Origin of the sequence: Entomospira culicis (assembly GCF_028748145.1) — a bacterium.
GTDB lineage: Bacteria > Spirochaetota > Spirochaetia > WRBN01 > WRBN01 > Entomospira > Entomospira culicis.
The window spans coordinates 432,324-455,100 of sequence record NZ_CP118181.1 but is presented as its reverse complement, the minus strand read 5'-3'; the positions used below and the strand labels follow the sequence as shown (position 1 = coordinate 455,100).

Annotated in this window: 14 protein-coding genes; 8 read left to right on the top strand and 6 right to left on the bottom strand. The window is 47.1% G+C overall.

All coding sequences use genetic code 11. The features are described 5' to 3' along the window. Positions 1-9 precede the first annotated feature (9 nt). Both PVA46_RS02125 and PVA46_RS02120 read left to right on the top strand, forming a co-directional pair. A complete protein-coding gene (locus tag PVA46_RS02125; protein WP_167695120.1) occupies positions 10-1,827 on the top strand; it encodes a glycoside hydrolase family 10-like protein in 1,818 nt (605 codons plus the stop codon). A 70-nt stretch (positions 1,828-1,897) separates the two neighbouring features. Next, positions 1,898-2,320 (top strand): VOC family protein, encoded by a 423-nt coding sequence (locus tag PVA46_RS02120; protein ID WP_167695119.1) that lies wholly within the window; start codon positions 1,898-1,900, stop codon positions 2,318-2,320. Between the two features lie 43 nt (positions 2,321-2,363). On the opposite strand, the gene guaA is transcribed toward PVA46_RS02120, so the two are convergent. Together guaA and PVA46_RS02110 are read right to left on the bottom strand one after the other, a co-directional pair. Next, positions 2,364-3,935 (bottom strand): glutamine-hydrolyzing GMP synthase, encoded by a 1,572-nt coding sequence (gene guaA / locus PVA46_RS02115; protein WP_167695118.1) that lies wholly within the window; start codon positions 3,933-3,935, stop codon positions 2,364-2,366. After that, positions 3,922-4,947 (bottom strand): threonine aldolase family protein, encoded by a 1,026-nt coding sequence (locus PVA46_RS02110; RefSeq protein ID WP_212603839.1) that lies wholly within the window; start codon positions 4,945-4,947, stop codon positions 3,922-3,924. The genes guaA and PVA46_RS02110 overlap by 14 nt, the downstream gene beginning before the upstream one ends. A gap of 205 nt (positions 4,948-5,152) precedes the next feature. Between PVA46_RS02110 and PVA46_RS02105 the strand changes: the two genes are divergently transcribed. From PVA46_RS02105 to PVA46_RS02090, 4 genes are all read left to right on the top strand, one after another. Continuing rightward, entirely contained in the window at positions 5,153-6,427 is a 1,275-nt protein-coding gene (locus tag PVA46_RS02105; protein ID WP_167695117.1) for a hemolysin family protein, read from the top strand. A gap of 139 nt (positions 6,428-6,566) precedes the next feature. Continuing rightward, entirely contained in the window at positions 6,567-8,207 is a 1,641-nt protein-coding gene (gene groL, locus PVA46_RS02100) for a chaperonin GroEL (protein ID WP_167695116.1), read from the top strand. A 108-nt stretch (positions 8,208-8,315) separates the two neighbouring features. Then, positions 8,316-9,392 (top strand): SGNH/GDSL hydrolase family protein, encoded by a 1,077-nt coding sequence (locus PVA46_RS02095; RefSeq protein WP_167695115.1) that lies wholly within the window; start codon positions 8,316-8,318, stop codon positions 9,390-9,392. A gap of 295 nt (positions 9,393-9,687) precedes the next feature. Then, entirely contained in the window at positions 9,688-10,824 is a 1,137-nt protein-coding gene (locus PVA46_RS02090; RefSeq protein ID WP_274360309.1) for an MBOAT family O-acyltransferase, read from the top strand. Positions 10,825-10,923: 99 nt separating this feature from the next. On the opposite strand, the gene PVA46_RS02085 is transcribed toward PVA46_RS02090, so the two are convergent. The 4 genes from PVA46_RS02085 to PVA46_RS02070 form a co-directional block, all read right to left on the bottom strand. Then, entirely contained in the window at positions 10,924-12,255 is a 1,332-nt protein-coding gene (locus PVA46_RS02085; RefSeq protein ID WP_167695114.1) for a CoA-disulfide reductase, read from the bottom strand. Positions 12,256-12,278: 23 nt separating this feature from the next. Next, entirely contained in the window at positions 12,279-13,670 is a 1,392-nt protein-coding gene (locus PVA46_RS02080; RefSeq protein ID WP_167696255.1) for a cation:dicarboxylate symporter family transporter, read from the bottom strand. 76 nt (positions 13,671-13,746) lie between these two features. Continuing rightward, positions 13,747-15,504 (bottom strand): S1C family serine protease, encoded by a 1,758-nt coding sequence (locus PVA46_RS02075; RefSeq protein ID WP_167695113.1) that lies wholly within the window; start codon positions 15,502-15,504, stop codon positions 13,747-13,749. Positions 15,505-15,507: 3 nt separating this feature from the next. Further along, positions 15,508-17,259, bottom strand: coding sequence for a tetratricopeptide repeat protein (locus PVA46_RS02070; protein ID WP_167695112.1), 1,752 nt, complete (start codon positions 17,257-17,259; stop codon positions 15,508-15,510). Between the two features lie 346 nt (positions 17,260-17,605). Here PVA46_RS02070 and PVA46_RS02065 point away from each other — a divergent pair, with 346 nt between their 5' ends. Next, positions 17,606-21,991, top strand: coding sequence for an acyl-CoA dehydratase activase (locus PVA46_RS02065; RefSeq protein WP_212603836.1), 4,386 nt, complete (start codon positions 17,606-17,608; stop codon positions 21,989-21,991). Next, positions 21,992-22,777 carry a bifunctional DNA-formamidopyrimidine glycosylase/DNA-(apurinic or apyrimidinic site) lyase gene (gene mutM / locus PVA46_RS02060; RefSeq protein WP_167695111.1) on the top strand — a complete coding sequence of 262 codons (786 nt, stop codon included), beginning with the start codon at positions 21,992-21,994 and terminating at the stop codon, positions 22,775-22,777. It abuts the gene before it with no gap.

Genomic DNA, 22,777 nt, shown 5'->3' with positions numbered 1-22,777 from the left:
ACATCTTGTATGCAATCATTTCATCTTAAACGGCTCACGTTACTAACCCTTGCTCTCGCCTTTGTCGCGAGCTGTGGATCTGTGGACAACGCAGAGAAGAAGGCAAAACCCAAAAAAGAAGAGCTGGACGAACTCTACACCTTTGAAGGGCTTGCGGATGATTTTTCCCTTATCTTTAGTAATAGTAAGATTCGTGTGGATAGTTCGGAGCCGGGATCTACGGTGCGGGTGGTACGTAACTACGAGGAGCCCAAAGAGATGATGCGCGCTACCTGGATTGCCACGGTGGCGCAGTTGCATTATCCACGTAAAAATGCCAATGGCACCCCTCGTTTGGCGCTTACCGAGCTACAGAGCGACTGGTTAGCAATTCTTGCCAATGCACAATCGCTCAACCTTAATACCATCATTTTTCAGGTGAGTCCTACCCTCGATGCCTTTTATGCCTCCAAGCATCGCCCGTGGTCTGCGATGATCAATCCGCAAAATCGCCAAGGCGTTGCCCCCGAGTGGGCGGGGCGCTTCGATCTTATCGAATGGATGATCGAGGAGACCCATCAACGCGGAATGGAGTTTCATGCATGGTTTAATCCCTATCGCGTAACCGCCGATACCCGTATGCATCAAGCCACGGCTAGCGATCCATTGGCGCATATTCTCAATCAGCTCGATACGAATAATTTTGCTCGTCAACATCCCGATGCCGCCTATCTCTTTGTTGATAATAAAGTCTACCTCGACCCCGGCTCTGCCAAGACGCAAGCCCATATCCAAGCCGTTATTGGCGAATTTATCGCGCGTTATGATGTGGATGCCATTCATTTTGACGACTACTTCTACCCCTATCCTGTCTGGGTAAATGGGGAAAAAGTCTCCTTTAGGAATACCACCCTCGACCACGATAACTTCCGCGATAACCCGCGCAACTTTCGCTTTAGCGAACAGACACAGAGTCCGCGCTATCAACAAGAGGTGGAGAAGTGGCGCAAAGATAACAACGATCAGATGGTAAAACATGTTGCTAACGTCATTGCTCAACACAACGCCACCACGGGTAAGGCGGTGCAGTGGGGGATTAGTCCGTTTGGTGTTTGGGAGCATTTTGATATCGATCGACGCGGAACGTTCACGCGTATTTACGCCTCATCATCCCGTCGAGACATCTACGCCGACACCCTCAAGTGGGCGCAAGAGGAGACCATTGATTATATTATTCCACAAGTCTATTGGCACTTCGAGAGCACCGTCGCCCCCTACTCTACCATCACCTACTGGTGGCAACATGCGCTACGCAAATCTCGCACCCAGCTCATCATTGGACACCCGAACTTCAAAACCAATCAAGAGTGGGAAAATTATCACGAAATTACCAATCAACTGCGCTATAACGCGCGCTTTCCTAAAATTCAAGGCTCTGCGTTCTTCAGCTACAACGACCTCGTACCCGCCCAAGGAACATCTCGCGCTGCGATCATTCGTAACAAAGAGATTCAAGCGCTTGGCGAACATATGCAAACCATCACGCCCAACCCACCCCGCCCGTGGCTCGACCAAAAAGAGACGCTCCCTCTCCAAAACCTCCAATTCAATGCCCGCGACAAGCTCATCACCTTTCAAGACGCCCTCGATAACGACAGCCGTTTCTACCTCGTCTACGGCGTTAAAGGAATGGAGAAAACGCTGCTCCTCATGGTAGGGAGAAACAAAAAAAGCATCGCCCAGAGTCTCTCTTTACGCAATATCAACCTTGATGGCTACGAAACATTGAGCATTAGTATCAAGGATTTTGCTGGCGTGGAGGGTCTAAGTCAATCTATGAATTTATAGGCGAGCCTCTTGACCAACAGAAAAAAATATGGTACATTTGGCAAAAATCTGAACCAATGTGAAGGAAAAAATGAATATATCGTTGTTTATTACATTTAAAGATAATTGCCAAGAAGCGATTGCCTTTTATGCTAAAATCTTTAATACCAAGGTGCAAGATCTAATGACATTCGGGCAGATGCCTACCCAAGAAGGATTTGTCATTCCAGAGGAAGATCGCGAAAAAGTTGTCTTCGCAACGCTAAATGTCTATGGCACTACACTTATGTTCAGCGATCGCATGAGTGGGCAACCTTGGTCAAATCAAGGTAACATCAACGTTACCCTGCGTGGAAAAGAAAAAGACGAGCTTCAGCGTCTTTATGCCGAACTTCAAGTGGGGGGCAAGGTTCTCGTGCCAATGCAACCCACCTTCTGGAGCGATCTCTTTGGGATTGTTCAGGATAAATTCGGAACAACCTGGCAACTTTCCCACGACGCTACTGAGGCATAATTACAAGAGAGGGTACAACTTATGCGACCCTCTCTCTTCTTTACTACTCCCACTCGATGGTGGCCGGTGGTTTGTTCGTGATGTCGTAGACCACACGGCTAACATGGGCAACCTCGTTGACGATACGCGCACCGATACGCTCTAACACCGACCAAGGGAGTTGCGCGAAACGACCGGTCATAAAGTCGTCGCTCTGGATCATCCGCACACCAATGGTGTAGTCATAACTGCGATTATCGCCCTTCACGCCCACGCTCTTGACGGGCAAAAAGACGCAAAATGCCTGCGAAACCGCATCGTAAAGACCAGCAGAGTGCAACTCATCGAGCATAATCGTATCGGCATGTTGAAGAATCGGGATATACTCCGCCTTCACCTCCCCCAAGATACGGATCGTTAAGCCCGGCCCTGGAAAGGGATGACGCATTACCAACGCACGATCAATCCCCATCGCCAAGCCAAGCGCGCGCACCTCATCTTTAAAGAGATACCGTAATGGCTCGACCAACTCCAAATGGAGCTCTTCGGGCAACCCACCGACATTATGATGGCTCTTAATCAACTGCGATTTACCTCCGTGGGCGCTCTCGATGACATCGGAATAGATCGTGCCCTGCGCCAAGAACGTTAAGTGATGCGATTGAATTTGCTCCTTTGCCACGGCTAAAAAGGTCTCGACAAAGAGCTTACCAACAATCTTTCGCTTAGCCTCAGGATCCTCCACCCCCACCAGTGCCGAGAGAAATTGCTCACTCGCATTGACTTGAATAAGATTCAAATTAAAATGTGCCTCGACATACGCCCTCACCTGTTGCGCCTCGTTGGCGCGCATCAACCCGTGATCGACAAAAACACAATAGAGCTGGTTACCAATCGCGCGATCCAGAATTGCCGCGCTCACCAAGCTATCCACCCCGCCCGATAACCCCAGCAAAACCTGTCGATCGCCAATGCGCTCACGCAAAACCTTCACCTCTTCCTCTAGGTAGTAGGGCATCGACCAATTGGCCGGTGCTCGCGCGATGGTCTGCAAAAAGTTGATAAAGAGCGCCTCCCCATGCACCGTATCTTCAGATTCGGGGTGAAACTGTACGGCATAATAAGGTTTTTCACGATGCGCATAGGCAGCCAGCACCCCTTGATCGGTGTAGGCAAGCGCGTCAAAGGCATCGGGCAATACTTCGATATGATCCGAGTGGCTCATCAAGACCTTCGACTCCATCTGCCATCCACAAAAGAGCGGATGCTCCGGCTTAACCAGACGGATTAATGTGGCGCCGAATTCACGCTTTTGCGAACTCTCCACACGCCCACCCGCCTCATGCGCCAAGCGTTGCGCGCCATAGCAAATAAAGAGCATCGGCTTACCACTTGCTAAGAGTGCAGGCGGAATTCCCTGCGCATCCGCATCATGCACACTCATTGGGCCACCGGAGATAACAAAAGCACAGTATGCGTTAAGATCGATAGTAGAAAAGTCGCTGTCGTAGGCAACCACCTGCGAGTAGACGCCCACTTTTCGGGAGCGCTTGGCAATCAGCTGTGTCAACTGCGACCCATAATCTATCACCAAGAGTGCGTCGGTAAGCCAAGCTTCGTGCTTATTTAAGCTCACGCAAAACCTCACTCACATAATTAATATCTACGGTTGAGACATCTAAATGGGTAACAAACCGAATCGTATGCGCATCCAAGGAGAGAACCGCAATGCCACGTTGCGCCAACTTCTCGACAATTTGTACCGCAGGACGATCGGTGTGGAGGAAGAGAATATTGGTTTCCGGCTCGATAACTTGCGTAAAGATCGGATTCTCCTTGGCTGCCTTTGCCAAGAATTGTGCGTGTTGATGATCTTCGGCCAAACGATCGATGTTATGATCGAGGGCGTAGATACCGGCAGCAGCCAACATTCCTGCTTGGCGCATACCACCACCGAGCATTTTTCGCGTACGGCGAGCTTCGTAGACAAAATCACGATCGCCTGCCAAAATCGAACCCACCGGCGCACCTAATCCTTTACTTAAACAGAAAGTTACCGAATGACAATCTTTCACAATCTCCTTGGCACTCATCCCCGAGGCAACACTGGCGTTAAAGAGTCTTGCCCCATCCATGTGGAGCGCCAATTTATGCTCGCGCGCGAAGTCGGCAATCTCCACTAGCTCCAATGCATTCCAGACACTTCCGCCACAAAAATTGTGGGTGTTCTCAATAAAGATTGCACTGGTACGCTCCATATAATAGATGGCTCGCTTGTTCATCAGAGGCTCGAGCGCTTCTCGCTTAAGAATACCGCGATCGCCACTGGCAAGCAATGGCTTTGCCCCCGCCACCGCCGAAATACCCGAAAGCTCCGTACGGTAAGTATGGGCACGTTCGTGCATCAAGACCTCGGTGCCTCGTGGTGCATGCAGATAAGCTGCGATAAGATTACCCATCGTACCACTGCTGACAAAGAGCGCCGACTCCATCCCCAACAGATCGGCAGCCTTCTCTTCTAACGCAAGAATGGTCGGATCCTCCAGATAGACATCGTCCCCCACGGGGGCTTGAAGCATCGCTTTTCGCATCGCCTCAGATGGCTTGGTAAGCGTATCGCTACGCAGATCTACTCTTCGCATATTCATTCTCTTCTCCTGCACACCGAATTTATCCCTACGGACACTATTATTATAATAGAGAATGCGATTTTTAGTCAAGCAATAAAGAAGAATTCGCCTAAAAAGCTTGACAAACTCGCTATTACACGGTAAACTAAAAACATTATGGATGATGAAGATAGCCCGTGTTTATGCGGGAACCTATTCACCTTGTCTAGGAGAAGGTAGCATTATGTTATTATCGTATGTGCTTCTTTTAGTCGTTATACTCTCTTTTTCTGCTCTCTTTTCTATTGCAGAGACCGCCTACACCTCGCTCTCACCTTTACAGGTAGAGAAAATGAAAAGCGATAAGAATCGATTCGCACGGCTAAGCGCTAAGCTTGCCAGCAACGGAGAGAGTTTAATCGGCTCTATCTTAGTAGGCAACAACATCGCCAACACCGTAGCCGGTGCGCTGGCAACCATGCTCACCATTAAGTATCTTGGGCAAGGTGCTGTTGCTTACTCCACGGCTATTTTAACGCTGGTTATTCTTATCTTTGCAGAAGTAACCCCCAAGCAAATCGCCCTAAACCACAACGAATTCTTTGCTGTGCTCCTTGCACCTTTCCTCCAAGTCTTCGTGATTATCCTAAAACCAGTGGTGGCCTTGGTCTCCTTTTTTGGGATGTTCTTTAACCGTCTTTTAGGCGGGAAAAAAGCCAAGCCCTTCAGCCTAGATAGCATTCTTCATATGGTCAAACTTGCCGAAGCCTCGGGTACGGTGCAACAGTATGAGAAAGAGGCCGTTACGGGGCTCTTCCGTCTAGCAGATCACACGGTACAGTCGGTGCTCACCCACCGTAAAGATGTCTTCTCTCTCGATGCCTCGATGAGTATCCACGAAGCACTCGCCGAAGTTGCCGCCCAAAGTTTTACGCGTATCCCCGTCTATGGAGAACGCGGTTGTGAGGAAATCATCGGGGTTGTTTTAGAAAATGACCTCATTAAAGCCTACCTGCATGGCGATGGCGATAAATCCTTGCATTCCATCATGAAAAATCCGATTTATGTACCATCCAGCCTACCGCTTAAAGAGCTCCTTGCCGTCTTCCATCGTGAGTCGCTCAACATTGCCATCGTCTTGGATGAGTACGGTGGCTTAGCCGGAGTAGCTAGCCGAGAAGACGTATTAGAAGAAATTCTCGGCGAGCTCTATGATGAAGATGAAAATCCAGAGCTGGTAATGGAGAGCTTAGGCGACGCGCTACGCCTCTCTGGCGACTTGCCCATCTATCGCCTAGAAGAGGTGGCAGGCGAACGCATTACGCACGACAAACATATCTTTACTGTGGCAGGATTACTCGCAGAAAAACTCGAACGCATCGCCGAGGTGAACGACGAAGTGATCTTTGATGTAGGTAAATTCATTGTCGAACAAGTCACCGAAAATCGTATCGAATCGCTGCTATTTTATCCTAAACGTGAAGAAAATACCCCACTATTAGAGGATTTTTCCGAATAATGATAAAAAATAGTTGCCTCTTGGTACAATTATTGCTATCTTTAAGCTAAGGGGCATCTTTGTGATGAGCGAATATGCTCCCGATCAATATTAATCATAAAAAATTAAAATATCTTGTAAGAAAGAGGTGAAGAAGAGAATGGCAAAACAGCTAAAATTTGACGATGACGCACGTAAAGGTCTCCTTAGTGGTGTCGAACAGCTTAGCAAGGCGGTAAAGGTAACCCTTGGCCCTAAGGGGCGCAATGTTTTGTTGGATAAGAAATTTGGTGCGCCCACCATCACCAAAGATGGCGTAAGCGTGGCCAAAGAGATCGAACTCGAAGATCCTTATGAAAATATGGGCGCGCAACTCATTAAAGAAGTTGCCAGCAAGACCAACGACGTCGCCGGTGATGGTACCACTACCGCTACCGTACTCGCCTACTCCATCGTAAAAGAAGGTCTAAAAAGTGTGGCAGCTGGTATCAACCCGATGGGCATCAAGCGTGGTATCGATCGATCCGTTGCACTTGCCGTGGCAGAAATCCAAAAAGTGGCAAAACCCATCAACGATAAAGAGGAGATCAGCCAAGTTGCCACCATCTCCGCCAACAATGACACCATCATTGGTGAAGAGATTGCTCACGCCATGGAGAAGGTTGGGAAAGATGGCGTTATCGCCGTGGAAGAGAGCAAGACTATCGAGACAACCACCGACTTCGTCGAGGGTATGCAATTTGATCGTGGCTATATCAGCCCCTACTTTGCATCCAACCGCGAAAACATGACATCCCTTCTAAACGATCCCTTTATCCTTATTTGCGATAAGAAGATTACTGTCATGAGCGAGCTTCTTCCTGTCTTGGAGAAGATCGCCCAAACGGGTAAACCTATTCTTATCATTGCTGAAGATGTAGAAGGCGAAGCGCTCGCGACCTTAGTCGTGAACGCCTTACGTGGTGCCCTCCAAGTGGTTGCTGTTAAGGCTCCGGGCTTTGGCGATCGTCGTAAAGCAATGCTTGAGGATATCGCTATCTTAACGGGTGCGGAAGTGATCTCTGATGACCTTGGCATGAAGCTAGAAAATACCGAGCTCACCCAGCTAGGTCGTGCAAAAAGCGTCAAAGTGGAGAAAGAGAATACCACTATTATTAATGGTTCTGGCGCCGAAAGTGCTATCAACCATCGTGTGGCGCAACTTCGCGACCAAATCAAAGAGACTTCCAGTGAATACGATCGGGAAAAATTACAAGAGCGTCTTGCCAAACTCGCAGGTGGCGTTGCCGTGATCAATGTCGGTGCGGTTACCGAAGTCGAGCTCAAAGAGAAAAAACACCGCGTAGAAGATGCCCTAAGCGCAACCCGTGCTGCTATTGAAGAGGGAATTGTTCCTGGGGGTGGCGTAACCCTAGCCCAAGTTGCCTTTGCTCTCGAGAAGACCGATCTCTCAACCTTTACCGAGGAGGAGAAAGTAGGCTTTAAGATTGTCCATCGCGCGCTAGAGGAGCCTATTCGCCAAATTGCCGAGAATGCTGGCGTCGATGGTTCGATTGTCGCCGACCGTGTGAAGCGTGAAAAAGCCGGCACTGGCTTTGATGCCAATAAGATGGAGTGGGTGGATATGGTTAAGGCTGGTATCATCGACCCCGCAAAAGTAACCCGTAGCGCACTACAAAATGCCGCTAGCATTGCAGGACTACTCCTCACCACCAACTGCGCCATTACCGATATCCCTACCAAAGAAGAGTCGCCTGCTGGGGGTGCTCATCCTGGTATGGGTGGCATGGGAATGATGTAACATTTCTTGACAATAACAGGATTAAAATAAGCGCTGAATGTCAGCGCTTATTTTCTATTTGAAAATTAACGTTGACAGAAACCTATTAAATATGCTATCATTCGTGATATGAATTATAAAAAATGGATACTTTTCTTCTTTACCAATATCATCTTTGTCATGCTATCAATTGGTGCTTTTAACTTTTTTACTGATTATGATATTTTGTATGAAAATCCTCATAGTTTTTACTTTAAGCGTATACAGCGTGGCGTTGATGCGCTGAATGCTGGTAACTCGATTATTGATTCAAGCTATCACATCAGACAAGGAGCTTTACAACGACGCTTACATTTAGAGAATAAAAACCCACCTATTTTTGCACTAGGCACATCACGTTTACTGCTATTGAATAGCAGTCATCTTCAAACTAATAATCACTTTATCAACTTAAGTATTCATGGTGGTGGTATTAATGGTATCATTGAAATGTGGCAATATTTTTTAAATAGAAATAACCCATCTTTACCGATACCACAATACGCCATCATTGAATTTTCTCCCCCTTCTCGTGAAGAGAACATATTCGTTGATGAAACGCTATTTAGGGCATGGAGTGAAAAATATCTTGATAGAGAGATACAACAACGCTCATTAGAAAGACGAAGATCATTTCAAACCATGCGTAGAGCCGAACTCTTCTCGTTTTCCTATTTGTTACAAAATCTTCAATTTATTAACCGAGATAATTTTTTTGCGATACCTAATGAGATGCTTGTTGGCAAAAGAACCATACAGTCTGATGGTAGTTATACGTTACATAATCATTCACCCCAAGATGAAAAACACTTTATTGATTTTGGTGAAATGCTGACCAAAGATAACCAACGATACCAGGCATATCGCACTTTAATCAAAGTACTAGCGTTAGATATGCAAAGTTATGGTATTACGCCGATTCTGCTACTAACCCCTTATCCTCCATTAACCTATGATACCTCTATAGAGCGTAGCGACTTTTTACACATAGTTGAGGCTGATATTTTGGGATTTGCTACAGAGCATGGCGTCCCCGTCGTTGGGAGCTTTAATCCATATCGATATAACCTCGATGCCTCATACTTCCGAGACGCTAACCACCCCACCGCGGAGATGTGGGCGATTTTGTTTGAAAATTTTACCTTTGGAGATACTGATGCTCTTTAATACGCCACTTTTTATCTTGCTATTCCTCCCGATCACCCTATTAGGCTATTTTCTCCTGCAACACACCCTAAAAAAAGCAACCCCGGCTAAAATATTCCTCGTATTAGCCTCACTCTTCTTTTATGGTTACTGGAAAAAAGAGTACTTATTTTTAATCACTGGTTCTATTCTTTTCAATTATTTTTTAGGCGTTCTACTATTAAAAAATAAAAATAAATCTATTCTCATACTAGGTATAAGCCTCAATTTACTTCTCATAGGAATCTTTAAATATACAGATTTTGTTATCCAAAATATGAATAGAGTAACCTCCAATGCACTTCCGTTGCTTAACCTAATGCTACCCTTGGCCATCTCTTTCTTCACGTTTCAACAAATTGCATTCTTAGTGGATAGTTATAAGGGTAATGTTCGACATACCAATTTCCTAGACTATACCCTCTTTATCACCTTTTTCCCTCAGCTTATTGCAGGTCCCATCGTTAGCCACAGTGAAATGACTCCCCAGTTCTTAGATGCTAACAACCGTAAAATAAGTAGTGTGAATACAGCTCGAGGTATTTTTATCTTCTCTTTGGGACTATTTAAAAAAGTTATCATTGCAGATACGTTTGCATTATGGGCTAATGCAGGCTTTGGAGACGTTAATTTAGACTTTTTTTCTGCATGGCAAACCTCTTTGAGCTACACCTTTCAATTATACTTTGACTTTAGTGGCTATAGTGATATGGCGATTGGCTTGGCATTACTCTTCAACATTCATCTACCGATCAATTTTAATTCACCGTACAAAGCCCTAAACATTCAAGATTTTTGGCGACGTTGGCATATGACATTAAGTAGATTTTTATCCACCTATGTATATATTCCACTAGGTGGCAATCGTCAAGGCAAGTATAGAACCTACGTCAACCTCACGATCACTTTTTTATTAGGTGGAATTTGGCATGGCGCTGGGTGGACATTCATTATTTGGGGTCTCTTGCATGGCTTGGCATTAGTCATGCATCGTATGTGGCGTCAATGGAATATACGTATGCCTAACATTATAGCCTGGTTGCTTACGTTTGGGTTTATCAACGGTGCTTGGGTCTTCTTTCGTGCCAATAACGTTCGCGAGGCAATGACTCTTTTTAAAGGCATGCTAGGTCTCAATGGCTTTGGTAACATGCAGTCCAATATCGAGACCCTCATTGATTTCATTTTGAGTAATTCATTTTCCATCAACACTAGTCTCACGATTCCGATAATTACTATATATATTTTTAGCGCTCTCCTTATCATCCTTAAAATGAAAAATTCGCAAGAACAACTCATCCAGTTTACAACTAATTATCGAACGCTCTTCCTAGCATCTATGAGTTTTTTAATAGCTTTTCTCGCCTTATTGTCAGATAATAATGTCAGTGATTTTCTATATTTTAATTTCTAATAAAAAAATGGTTAGTAATTTTGATATGAGCTAATCTAAACATACTTGTACCTAAAAAGAAGCACTGGTTTTCCAGTGCTTCTCTCTGTTATCTTTAAACTATTTTAATTTCGAGGCGTTGCCTGCCACATTGAGGGCATCCCAAGTGCGCGCAAAAGGTGGACTATAGGGAATATCCAAGAGACCCAACTCCTTAATCGTCATGCGCTTAGCCACAGCAAATGCCATGGCGCTACCGCGTAGAGCTGCCCCACGCTTTCCTGCAAGTTGCGCCCCTAAAATGACGCCTGTATCGTCGTAAAGAAGCTTGATCCAAATTTTTTGCGCATCGGGATAGTAATTGGTGTGATCTTTATCTTCGATAAACGCACTTTGATAGCTAACACCATGACGCTTTGCCTCTCCCTCCGAGAGCCCCACGCGTACCACCTCTAAGTCGCACGCTTTAAGACTCGCACTGCCCATCATTCCCGTAAAATCACCAGTTGCTACACCCGCCAAGTGATCGGCTAAAAAACGCCCCATCTTATTGGCTGTCGTTGCGAGCGGACTATAAAATGGTTTATCCAATACCAAATGATGCACCGTTGCGCAGTCGCCGATTGCATAGATATCCGTCAGTGATGTTTCCCCGTTGCGATCGGTTTGAATCACACCACGCTCCATCGCAATGCCGCTGGGCTCTAGCCACATTGTTGCCGGCACAATTCCCCCCGCCCAGACAATAATATCCGCAGAAATACGTTGACCATTTTCTAAGATAATGCTCTTATTTTGGTCGATCGCCTTAATGAACGATCCGTAATAACCTTTTACATTGTGGGCATTTAATTCCTCATCAATGAGATTCTGAAATTCCTCATCCACGCTATTTGCCATTGGTTTTGGCGCGCCGTCAATAAGAGAGACTTGATGCCCAAGCTTGAGCGCCCCTTCGACCACCTCGATGCCGATAAAACCCGCACCGATGATTGCCACGTGTTTGGGCGTACTACTATGAAGCGCCTCGTGTAACCTAATACCATCCTCTAAGCGACGCAAGGGATAAATATCCACCCCTTCGGCGAGAGAAAATGGCATGGGCGCTACGCTTGCACCCGTCGCAATCACTAAAGCATCATAGCTCTCGGAGTACTCTTGATTTTTCGCTAAATCTTTAATTAAAATCGATTTATCTTTTGCATTAACCGACAATGCTTCATGTAAAATACGCGTATCAATGCCACTCTCCACAAATTGCTCGGGCGTACGGGCGATCATGTGATGGGGATTGTCAAAAAATCCGCCAACATAAAAAGGTAAACCACACGCGCCTAAGCTCGTCGTGTTACTCTTCTCTAATAAGATAATCTGTGCATCCTTTTTATTTCGACGCATTTTGGCTGCAAATGTCGTACCCGCTGCCGTTGCCCCCACCACAATAATCTTCATAATATCCCCCTGTTCGTCTTATCTTACTCTTCTTGAATTGATGCCGTTGGATCGTTGTAGCGCTCAAGATTAAGCGTCTTTTGCCAGCGACTACTCACAAGTCCGGAAGTCATCGCACCACTGACATTGATAGCCGTACGTCCCATATCGATAAGTGGTTCTACCGAAATTAAGACACCAACCAAAGCTACGGGTAAATTCATGATACTCAAGACAATGAGCGCGGCAAAGGTCGCACCACCACCTACTCCCGCTACACCAAAGCTACTAATAGCTACCACTAAAATCAACTGAATAATCGTACCAATCGTAATATCCATGCCAGAAGAGATCATAATCATAATCGCGAGCATAGCAGGATAGAGACCCGCGCAACCATTTTGTCCAATTGACCCACCCAAACTTGCCGAGAGATTCGCAGAGCTCTCGCTCACCCCCATGCTCTGGGTCTGCGCCTTAACATTAAGCGGAATTGTTCCCATCGAGCTACGGCTGGTAAAAGCAAAGAGAAAGACCGGCCAGCCTTTTTTGACATACGTAGCAGGATTAAGTCCACTGATAGAAATTAAAAGAAGATGCACCAAAAAGATAAGCAAGAGTCCCAAGTAGCTAGCACCAAGGAAGTAGACAAATTTGAGCATCTCCTCAAAAGAACTTGTAGCCATTAAGTTGGTCATCATAGCAAAAACACCATAAGGAGTTAAGCGTAGAACAATCGTTAAAAGACGCATCACCACATCATGAAGCGCCGTTACACCGTCTTTAATAAGAGAGAAGCTCTTCTCTTTTTTGTTTGCAATTTGACGCGCTGCCAAAGAAAAGAGCGCCACAAAAATCACCACACCTAGCGTAGAGGTCTTACGGATACCCGCCATATCTTTAAACGGATTATCTGGTAGCATTTGTCTAATTTGATGCGCCATCCCAAGATTATTAGCATCAACCATTCCCTCCAGCACAGCGCCTCGGTTGGTCATGTCACTAGTAATCACATCTGGTGCCTGCAGGTTAAATACAAGGCTGATACCAATACCAATCATCGCCGATATCGCAGTTGTTGCCACCAGCACCCCGATAATTTGTCCGGTTGCTCCCGCGAGATTCTCGTCTTGCTTCATATTCAAGATCGCACTAGAGATCGAGACGATAATCAATGGCATGATAATCATCTGCAAAAGACCAAGGTAGGCTTGCCCCACCAAGTTTGTCCACTCCAGCGTCTTAAAGAGCATCTGCGCGTGCTGCTCTAAAAAGAGCACCTGCAACACTGCCCCAAAAAGAATACCAAAGGCCAAGCCCGCAAAGACGCGCTTGGAAAAATTAAATTGCTTAGGATTTTTCGCCATGCCTCTAAGCACCAAAAGCATCGCAAAAAAGACCACTCCAATGCCAGCCATCATCATCCAATCACTCATTCTATCCACCTTTCTTCTCTTTTAAAATTAAATATCCCTGTAGAATGACTTATCACCAGCCTACAGGGATCATTAGCTACACCCAGTTAAATCCGCGCAAGTCTGCCACCAAAAGCATACCTGCGAACTCCAAACCACCCACCTTCGCCATGCGCGCGCGCACGTTTAGTGCATAAAGATGATCGGGAACATTGCGCTTGAACGGCCCATTAATCACAATAGAATCGTTCTCCTCAAAGCCGATATCCTCCATAGAAGAGCGCATGTAAACGCGCGTAATGAGCAAATACTGCCCCGACGCCTTAACCTGTGCGCCGTAAAAGGCAGGAAATAGTGCAATATCTTGATCGCGTAAAAGCGCATGCCAACCTGGATACTTAGGGCGACTCTTTAGAACGATAGGAATATTTTTTCCGCCTTGACGTAACGTGGCAATCGTATTGGGATAGCGTCTGGCAAACTGAATTTGCATATCAGCAACACTCTTAACACTCTGATTGTTCACGCGCTCCACCACACCAAAATTCTCTACTCCGCTCTTTATCGCCTGCGATCGCAAACCAACATACTGTAGCTCCAACACCCGATTACCATCAAACGCTGCTAAATCCGCATAAGGCACCACCGCTAACTTGGGGGTATCAGGAGCATCTTGTAAAATCATCTTAGGAAGCATCACCCGTACAAGATCGGCAGGCAAGGCGAAGTTAATACCACTAAATTGCAACAATCCTGAGTAAACAACCCCCACCACAATCCCATCATCATTCACCAGCGGGCCCCCTGAATTACCAGGATTGACCGCAGCATCAATTTGAATAATATTACCCAATGGCGTGCTAGCGATAAACTCTAAAACACGCTCGGTATTGGTGATAACGCCCGTAGAAATATTAGAATTAAAAAGACCCAAAGGCGATCCCAATGCATAAATACGCTGACCTGCCTCCACATTGTTGGCATAAGTTGCAATATCAAACGCAAAATCAGGCTCGTACTCTACCTTAAGCAACGCAAGATCGGCATCCTTGGTGTAACCAATCACCTTAGCAGGCGCACGCACTCCTTTCGTATCGATCACCACGCTCAAATTGACCAGATGCTTGCGATCGCCCTCCACCGCCATCTCAATGACGTGGAAGTTGGTAATAAAGTAGCCATTACGATCGATAAAGAAGCCCGATCCAGAGCCACCAGCCCGACGCACACTTCCACGATCGATGACAAACCCACCATCTACCGAAACTGTTCCCACCGCATCTAACCACTCATGCGGGCGACGATTTTGGTTCACCCATCGAGCATCTTGCGAAGCCACCACCTGACGACGCCCACCCTCTTGAATCAGGCGACGCGTGGTATGCATCAAGCGATGTTGATTTGCCGTATCCAAAAAGAATTTAAGCTGATCATTCGTAAGATAATTTACATCCAACCCACCATCGCCAATCATCGCCAAGGCAACGCCCACCTTGCCCTCGGTAATAAGCTCTCGCGCATATACATAATATGCTTGGGTAAGAGCTCGATCGTCAATCGCCGCCAACGAGTGAAGACTCATGGCATATTGCAACTTCTCCAAGGCACTTGCGCTCTGATTCATTAAATTCGTCAACGCAGGAATCACCTCCGACCGCGTATCGGTATCACGCTGCACCCAACTAAGCTCATAATACCCTACCGGATCCCGCTCTAAAAGTTGCGGTCCTAAAATACGCGTATCTACCGGCAAGCCCCCACGCCCCGACTGTTGCCCACCGCTACCACCACCGGTAAAACATCCCGACAGCAGAAGCGTAAATCCTAATGTTGTTACTGATAACCATCTTTTCATATATTAATATACCTCTTTTAGCCACCGTTTAGCACTGGCAAAGTCGCGCGCCGTCATGGCATCGACACGTACCGGTCGACGTAACCATACTCGCTGTTCTCTAGGCAGTGTTGGTGGTTGATTTATTTTGCGATAAACATTGATATAATCATTTACATCAATATCCCACACTTGCAGACGATAGCCAGCTTGCTCTTCTTCATAAAAGTCAAAATTGCTACCGTCCTCACTAAAGGCAACGCCTACAACCTCATTTTTTTCATAAATTTCTAGTAGTAAGAAGTCGTCATACGCCGAAAATGCTCTGCGACCATACTCAATTACCCCCTTGTTTAGCTTCAAAAAACGGTTAAAGTACCCTACATTATCGCTATCTTCCCAAATGTGGAGAATCTCTCCATCGACCACGCGCATACGACGAAAGTGCCAGTCGCCACGTAGCTCATCGACATAGGCGCTAGCCTCGACTAAATTTCTATCCAATAACATCGGTTTATGATATTGCAACATCGCATGCGGAATACGGCTCTCTCCAATGCTCATCTGATCTAGCCAAGGCGAGAGGGTAATGGCATCAAAGCGCAAGTGATAGACCACCGCCTGCGCACTCGCGCCCTCACGCACCGAGGTATCGCGCGCATAGACCTTGTCGACCTGTGGAAAGTAAGAAAAAACGATCTCTACCTCACGGTCTGCTTGCGCCTCGACAACGCGCTGGGGCTGAAAGCGTTGATACATCACTTCAATCGAAGAAAAATCATCCTGTGTCGGACTCAAGCGCATCATTCCATTCCCCTGCGCATTAACCGTGCCAACCAACTCGGCAAAGCCATCTAAATTCCTATCCTCTGCCCACGCTAACTTACTCGCCAACAATGCCTCATCCTCAAGCGAGGTGAGATACGCTGTTAAGAGATAGTTGCCCTCCAGTTGTTCCCAGTGCGGAGCCTGATAATTGCCACGTGGGTCTAAAAAGGAGTCATCACCCAAAGCAATTTGCTGGCGTACCATTAAGTGATAGTTAATGTTGTTGGCTAGCCATGGCTCTAAGTGGTGCAACACCCGTCCTTGTTGCGCAGGGGCTAGACGACGTACCATCGCCAAGGTAATATCTTGCGAGAGGAGATCCATATCTTCAAAAAAGAGATAATCTTGGCGCATAATATTATATAAAAGATTGAGCTGGGCAAAGTGCGAATTATTATCCACCCCACTCACCAAGAGGGGAAGAATAAAGCGCGCATCGTGATTAAAGCGGCGCATAGCTTGAATAGAAAAGCTACGAAAATTTTTGTCATTGGTATAAAAGAGCGCAAGTTGTTGGTAAAAGAAGGCGTCGCTATTTTGCAACAACCCCTTTGCAAAGAGCGCTTTAATTGCCGAATAATTTTGATGTCGTAGATATATTTCATAGAGATGAAGTTCCCCAATGGCAAGCAAGTCGCCCTTGGCAAGAAGCTCTTCAAAAAGCACTTTGGCTTGCTGATAAGCGCCTTTTTGCATCAGCATACGTCCCTTAAGATGCAAGTATTCAGGGTGGTAATCGCTACGAAACTCATCGCTTAACAATAAAATACGCCAAGCCTCATCATAAAATCCCAGTGTAAAGGCACGTTCAGCTTGCTCTAGGTAGAGATCGAGCAACTGCTCCTTAATATGTTCTTCTCGATGTGATGCCCCTTGGGCAAACAAAAGATGCGAAGGCAGGAAGAAGATCGATAGTGCGATAATCATTATAATCTTACTCGGTTTCATCTGATTTATGGAACTCCTTTGAATGAACACATTCGCTCTCTCTTATTATAGGATAACTTAAAAAAATAAGCAAGTCATTAAAAAGTGCTTTTTTTCTCCAAAAACTTACTTTTCTCTCTAAAAACATCGCGAAGCGGAGAAAATTCGCCTTATTCCTCTTGAATTTATCTGCAAAATAGTGTAAACATTAAAGAGGATATCAACAAAATAGTACAACATTCTGCATTTTGTAATATTTTTTACTTTTTTCTATAATTTGTATCTGTATATGCTAAGCTTCAATCATATTTTGTACGAAACCCCAAAGTTTTGCTACAACATATTATAAATATAAAGAGCGTAACTTATGATGATTAGTCAACATTTTAGACTTGGGATTGACATCGGTTCGACGACAGCAAAAATTGTTCTTCTCGATCCAGAAAATAAGCAGATCTTCACGCGCTACCGTCGCCACAACACCGAGGTCGTGGCAACCATTCTGGGCATTCTCCACGAGGTGCTCACCGAACTTGGCGATATCGACCTCTCCGTCGCCATCACCGGAACAGCGGGAATGGGGATTAGCGAGAAGACCGGTATTCCTTTCGTCCAAGAGGTTGTCGCTGCTGCAGGCGTAGCCAAGGAACTCTACCCAGAGTGTCGCACCCTTATCGACCTAGGCGGAGAAGATGCAAAAATCATCTTCTTCAACCAAGAGATGAAGCCCGATATCCGCATGAACGGCGCATGCGCCGGTGGTACAGGTGCCTTTATCGACCAAATGGCAACCCTACTAGGCTATCCTGTAGAAGAGCTAAGTGCCTTGGCCGATCAACACCAGAACACTTATCCCATTGCCTCGCGCTGTGGTGTTTTTGCTAAAACCGACGTACAAAACCTCATCGCCCGTGGCATTCAACCCAGCGACATCGCAGCGAGCATCTTTCGCGCAGTAGCCTATCAAACGGTTAATGCCCTTGCCCGTGGTGTCGACATCATGCCCAAGATTATCTTCACTGGTGGGCCGCTCACCTTTATGCCCGCCCTCAAGCGCGCCTTCTACGACATCCTCAACATCAATGAATTTGACGTCATCTCCACCAAATCCAGCGAGGTCTTCCCCGCCCTTGGTGCCGCCTTAGATACCTCTCCCGAGAAAGAAGTTGCGAAAATTTCTACCCTCATCGCGCGTATCACCAACATTAAAGAGGAGAACATCACCCTCGATACACGCCTTGAGCCACTCTTTACCTCTGCCGATGAATTTGCCCAGTGGAATCAAGAGTACGAACGTCAATATCAAGTAGAGAAATTTGATCTTAGCACGCTCACCAACGAAACGAAGCTCTTTTTAGGCATCGATTCGGGATCGACCACCACCAAAATCGTCATCTGTGATGAGCATGGTGCTATCGTCGTGCGCGACTACCATCCGAACAATGGTAACCCCGTAGACGCGGTAACCCGTGGTCTCACCTCGGTGTACGAGCAACTCAAAGCCCTCGGGGTAGACAAGCCCAACCTCATTCGCACCGCGACGACTGGTTACGGGGAAGATCTCACGCGCTTTGCCTTTAAGCTTGATGATGGGCTGGTCGAAACCATCGCTCACTACACCGCGGCCTCCTACTTTGCGCCCGATGTCTCATTTATCCTCGATATTGGTGGGCAAGACATGAAGGCCATCTTTATCGAGCATGGCATCATCAACAACCTCGAGCTCAATGAATCGTGCTCTTCAGGGTCGGGCTCCTTTATCGAAACCTTTGCCAAGGGTCTCTCCATGAAGGTACAAGACTTCGCCCAAGAGGCCTGTTACAGTAACGCGCCTTGCGACCTAGGCACGCGCTGTACCGTCTTTATGAATAGTAAGGTAAAGCAAGCCCTCCGCGAAGGCGCAACTCAAGGCGATATCTCTGCCGGCTTGGCCTACTCGGTCATTAAGAACTGCTTCAACAAGGTGCTTAAAATTACCGATATGTCCCTCCTTGGCGACACCGTGGTGGTGCAAGGTGGAACGTTCAAAAATCCTGCAGTCTTACGCGCCCTTGAAAAAGTTATCAACAAAAAAGTAGTGCGCCCCGATATTTGCGAATTGATGGGCGCTTACGGTGCTGCCCTCGTTGCCATCGAGCGCCATCACCAAGAGGCAAAGCCATCCACCTTTATCGGGCTAGATAACCTTGCCGAAGCCCAAAAGTATTCACGTCAGACCCTCACCTGTAAAGGTTGTGAAAATCTCTGCCGTATCACCCAGATGAACTTTACCGACGAAGAGGCCAAAACACGCAAATTCTACAGCGGGAACAAGTGTGAAAAGATCTTTAGTAATAAGCTCATCTCCTCGCATCAGGGCTTTAATATGCACCAATTCAAGCGCGACCTCCTCTGGGCAGGGGTAAAGCCTCTCGACGAACAGCCCAAGCGACCCACCATCGGTATTCCTCGCGTGCTTAATATGTGGGATAACTTTCCCTTTTGGCACGCCATGTTTGAGGAGAGTGGGTTCAACGTTGTCCTCTCCGATCCCTCCACCGTCAGCCTAGCCGAAAAGGGTTATGCCACCGTAATGAGCGAAAATATCTGCTATCCCGCCAAAATTACCAACGGACACATCATCAATTTGGTGGAGAAGAAGGTCGACCGCATCTTCTACCCGATGATCATCTATGAAAAGGCCGAATTTGACGACACTGCCAGTGCCAATGAGTACAATTGTCCGGTTGTGGCTGGCTATCCCGAGGTTATTAGCGCGGCGATGATGCCCGAAACCAAGCACGGTATCCCGTTTGATAAGCCATCACTCGCCATGAACGACAAGAAGCTCTTCAAAAAAGGTCTCTGGAGCTACTTTCATGAGCACTTAGGGGTCAATAAGAAGATCTTTGACGAAGCCTTTGACAAAGCCGTAGCCGCCGACGTGCAGTACCGAAAGGCTATTCAAGAGAAGTCTCAAGCCGTCATCAATGTTGCCCGCGAAGAGAAGCGTCTCCTTATTATGCTCTTGGGTCGCCCCTATCATGTTGACGCCCTCATTAACCACAAGCTCCCCGAGATGATCAGCGCGCTAGGTATCGATGTCCTCACCGAGGACTCTCTGCCTCCGGCTGAACGCGTTGGGCTACATGGCGTTGACGTCTTGACCCAGTGGACCTTCCCCAATCGCATCTACGACGCGGCCATCTGGGCAGGTAGCCAACCCAACGTCGAGGTTATCCACATCAACAGCTTTGGTTGTGGCCCCGATGCCGTAACCATCGACGAAGTGAAGGCACTCTTGGCAAGCTTTGGCAAGTCGCCCACCGTCATCAAGGTCGACGAAATCACCTCCCCTGGTTCAGTGCGTCTACGTATCCGCAGTATGATTGAGAGCGTCGCCATGCGCGGAGAGAATTTTCAACCACAAAAGAAAGAGCGCGCCTTTACCAAAAATTTTGAAGAGATCGATAAAGATCGTATCATCCTCGCCCCAGACTTCTCGCCCTTCTACACGCGCTTTATTGTCAAGTCGATGCGTGATGAGGGCTACAACCTAAAGATCTTACCCGAACCCGATCGTCAAAGTATCCATGTCGGGCTACAGTACACCAATAATGACATCTGCTATCCTGCTACCATCGTGATTGGCGACTTGGTGAAGGCCTTACAGAGTGGCGAGTATGCTATCGACAATGTAGCCGTTGCCCTCACCCAAACCGGTGGACAGTGCCGAGCCAGTAGTTACATCAGCATGCTCAAAAAAGCGCTCATTAGCGCAGGGTTTGCCGATGTTCCTGTGGTTGCCATCAACACCCACGCCGACTCTGGACAACTCAACCGTCAACCCGGCTTTAAGCTTAACCCAACCTCCTTCATGCTCACCTCGCTTTTGGGTCTCCTTTATGGCGATGTCATCGCTAAGCTCTACTGGACCTATGCCACCTACGAAAAAGAGCATGGCACTGCTAAAGCAATGAGTGATAAGTGGTTAGCTGCAGGAGAGGAGATCATCGACTACAAGCACCCGAACCGCATCTACGGCTTAATTGAGCAAGCAGTTGCCGAATTTAACACCATCCAGGTAAAAGAGGGGCGCTTTCCGAAAGTGGGTATTGTTGGCGAGATTTTTGTCAAGTTTAATGAATTTAGCAATAATTACACCGCTCAATGGCTCATTAAAAATGGTATTGAGCCCGACTTTCCACCGCTGGTCAACTTCTTTTTATCCACCATTGTCCAGCAGAAATACAACAAATCTGCTAACGTTGAAAATCATTCGTGGGCAGAACTTCTTGCAATCAAAGCAGCAGCACCTGTCATTTTACATTATGTCAAAAAGGCCAACAAGCTACTTGCTAAGAGTAAGCTTGCCATCAGCCCCATTCACGACATCCGCCACATCGCCAAGAACGCCGCCAAAGGCATGGATCTCGTCTTACAGTTTGGCGAGAGCTGGCTCTTGCCCGGCGACATCATCACCTTCGTCAACGAGGGCACGACGGACGTGCTTTGCCTTCAACCCTTCGGCTGTATTGCCAACCACATCATCGCTAAGGGGATGGAGAAGCGCCTCAAGATGCTCTACCCCAACCTCAACCTCCTCTTCTTGGATATGGATGCAGGTTCCAGCGAGGTCAATATTATTAACCGCTTGAGCTTCTTGGTGAAGGGCGCGCATGACAACCAAAAGAGTCTACACGCCAATGACGCATCCCCGAGTGCCCTTGCAGAAAATCCAGAGAGTGGCTCCTCGGCCATGGGGCAAAGCTAGATGCCTGAGTTACCCGAGGTAGAGAGCGTGCGCCAAGCGCTCCTACCTTATCTTAACGAGACTGTTACGGACGTGGTCGTGCATGATGCATGGCTACGTCAGCCTATTTCAGGGGATATTCCACAAAAACTGCAAGGCAAAAAACTCCTCACCATCGAGCGTATGAGTAAATATCTCTTATTAACCTTTGAGGGTGCGCCTAAACTTCTGGTGCACTTGGGGATGAGCGGCCGACTGGAGAGTCGCGATCATCTGCTTAAACATGATAAAATTTCTTGGCACTTTGCAGATGGGCGCACGCTATATTTTAACGATGCGCGTCGCTTTGGACTGGTGCTCTGGGCGGCGGCATACCGCATGCCTAAGCTTGGCCCAGAGCCACTCACCGACGCGTTTACTCCTGTCTATCTCGAAACCACCATGCACAAACATCGTGCACCGATCAAAGTGGCACTTCTGGATCAAAAGTTGATTGCCGGATTGGGCAACATCTATGCCTGCGAGGCACTCTATGATGCAGGGATATCCCCCACCCGACCAGCTAACCAACTCTCCCAGCCAGAGTACCAACAACTGCACCACTCTATCAACAAGATTATCGCGCGGGCTATCGCACTATCGGGCTCTACTTGGCGAGATTATCGCAAACCCGATGGCCAGAGCGGTCAATTTCAAGACGAATTTATGGTCTACGATCGCGAGGGCGAGCTCACGGAGCACGGCATTGTCGAACGAATCAAACAGGCAGGACGCTCCACCTATTACTGCCCTAATCACCAAAAGTAA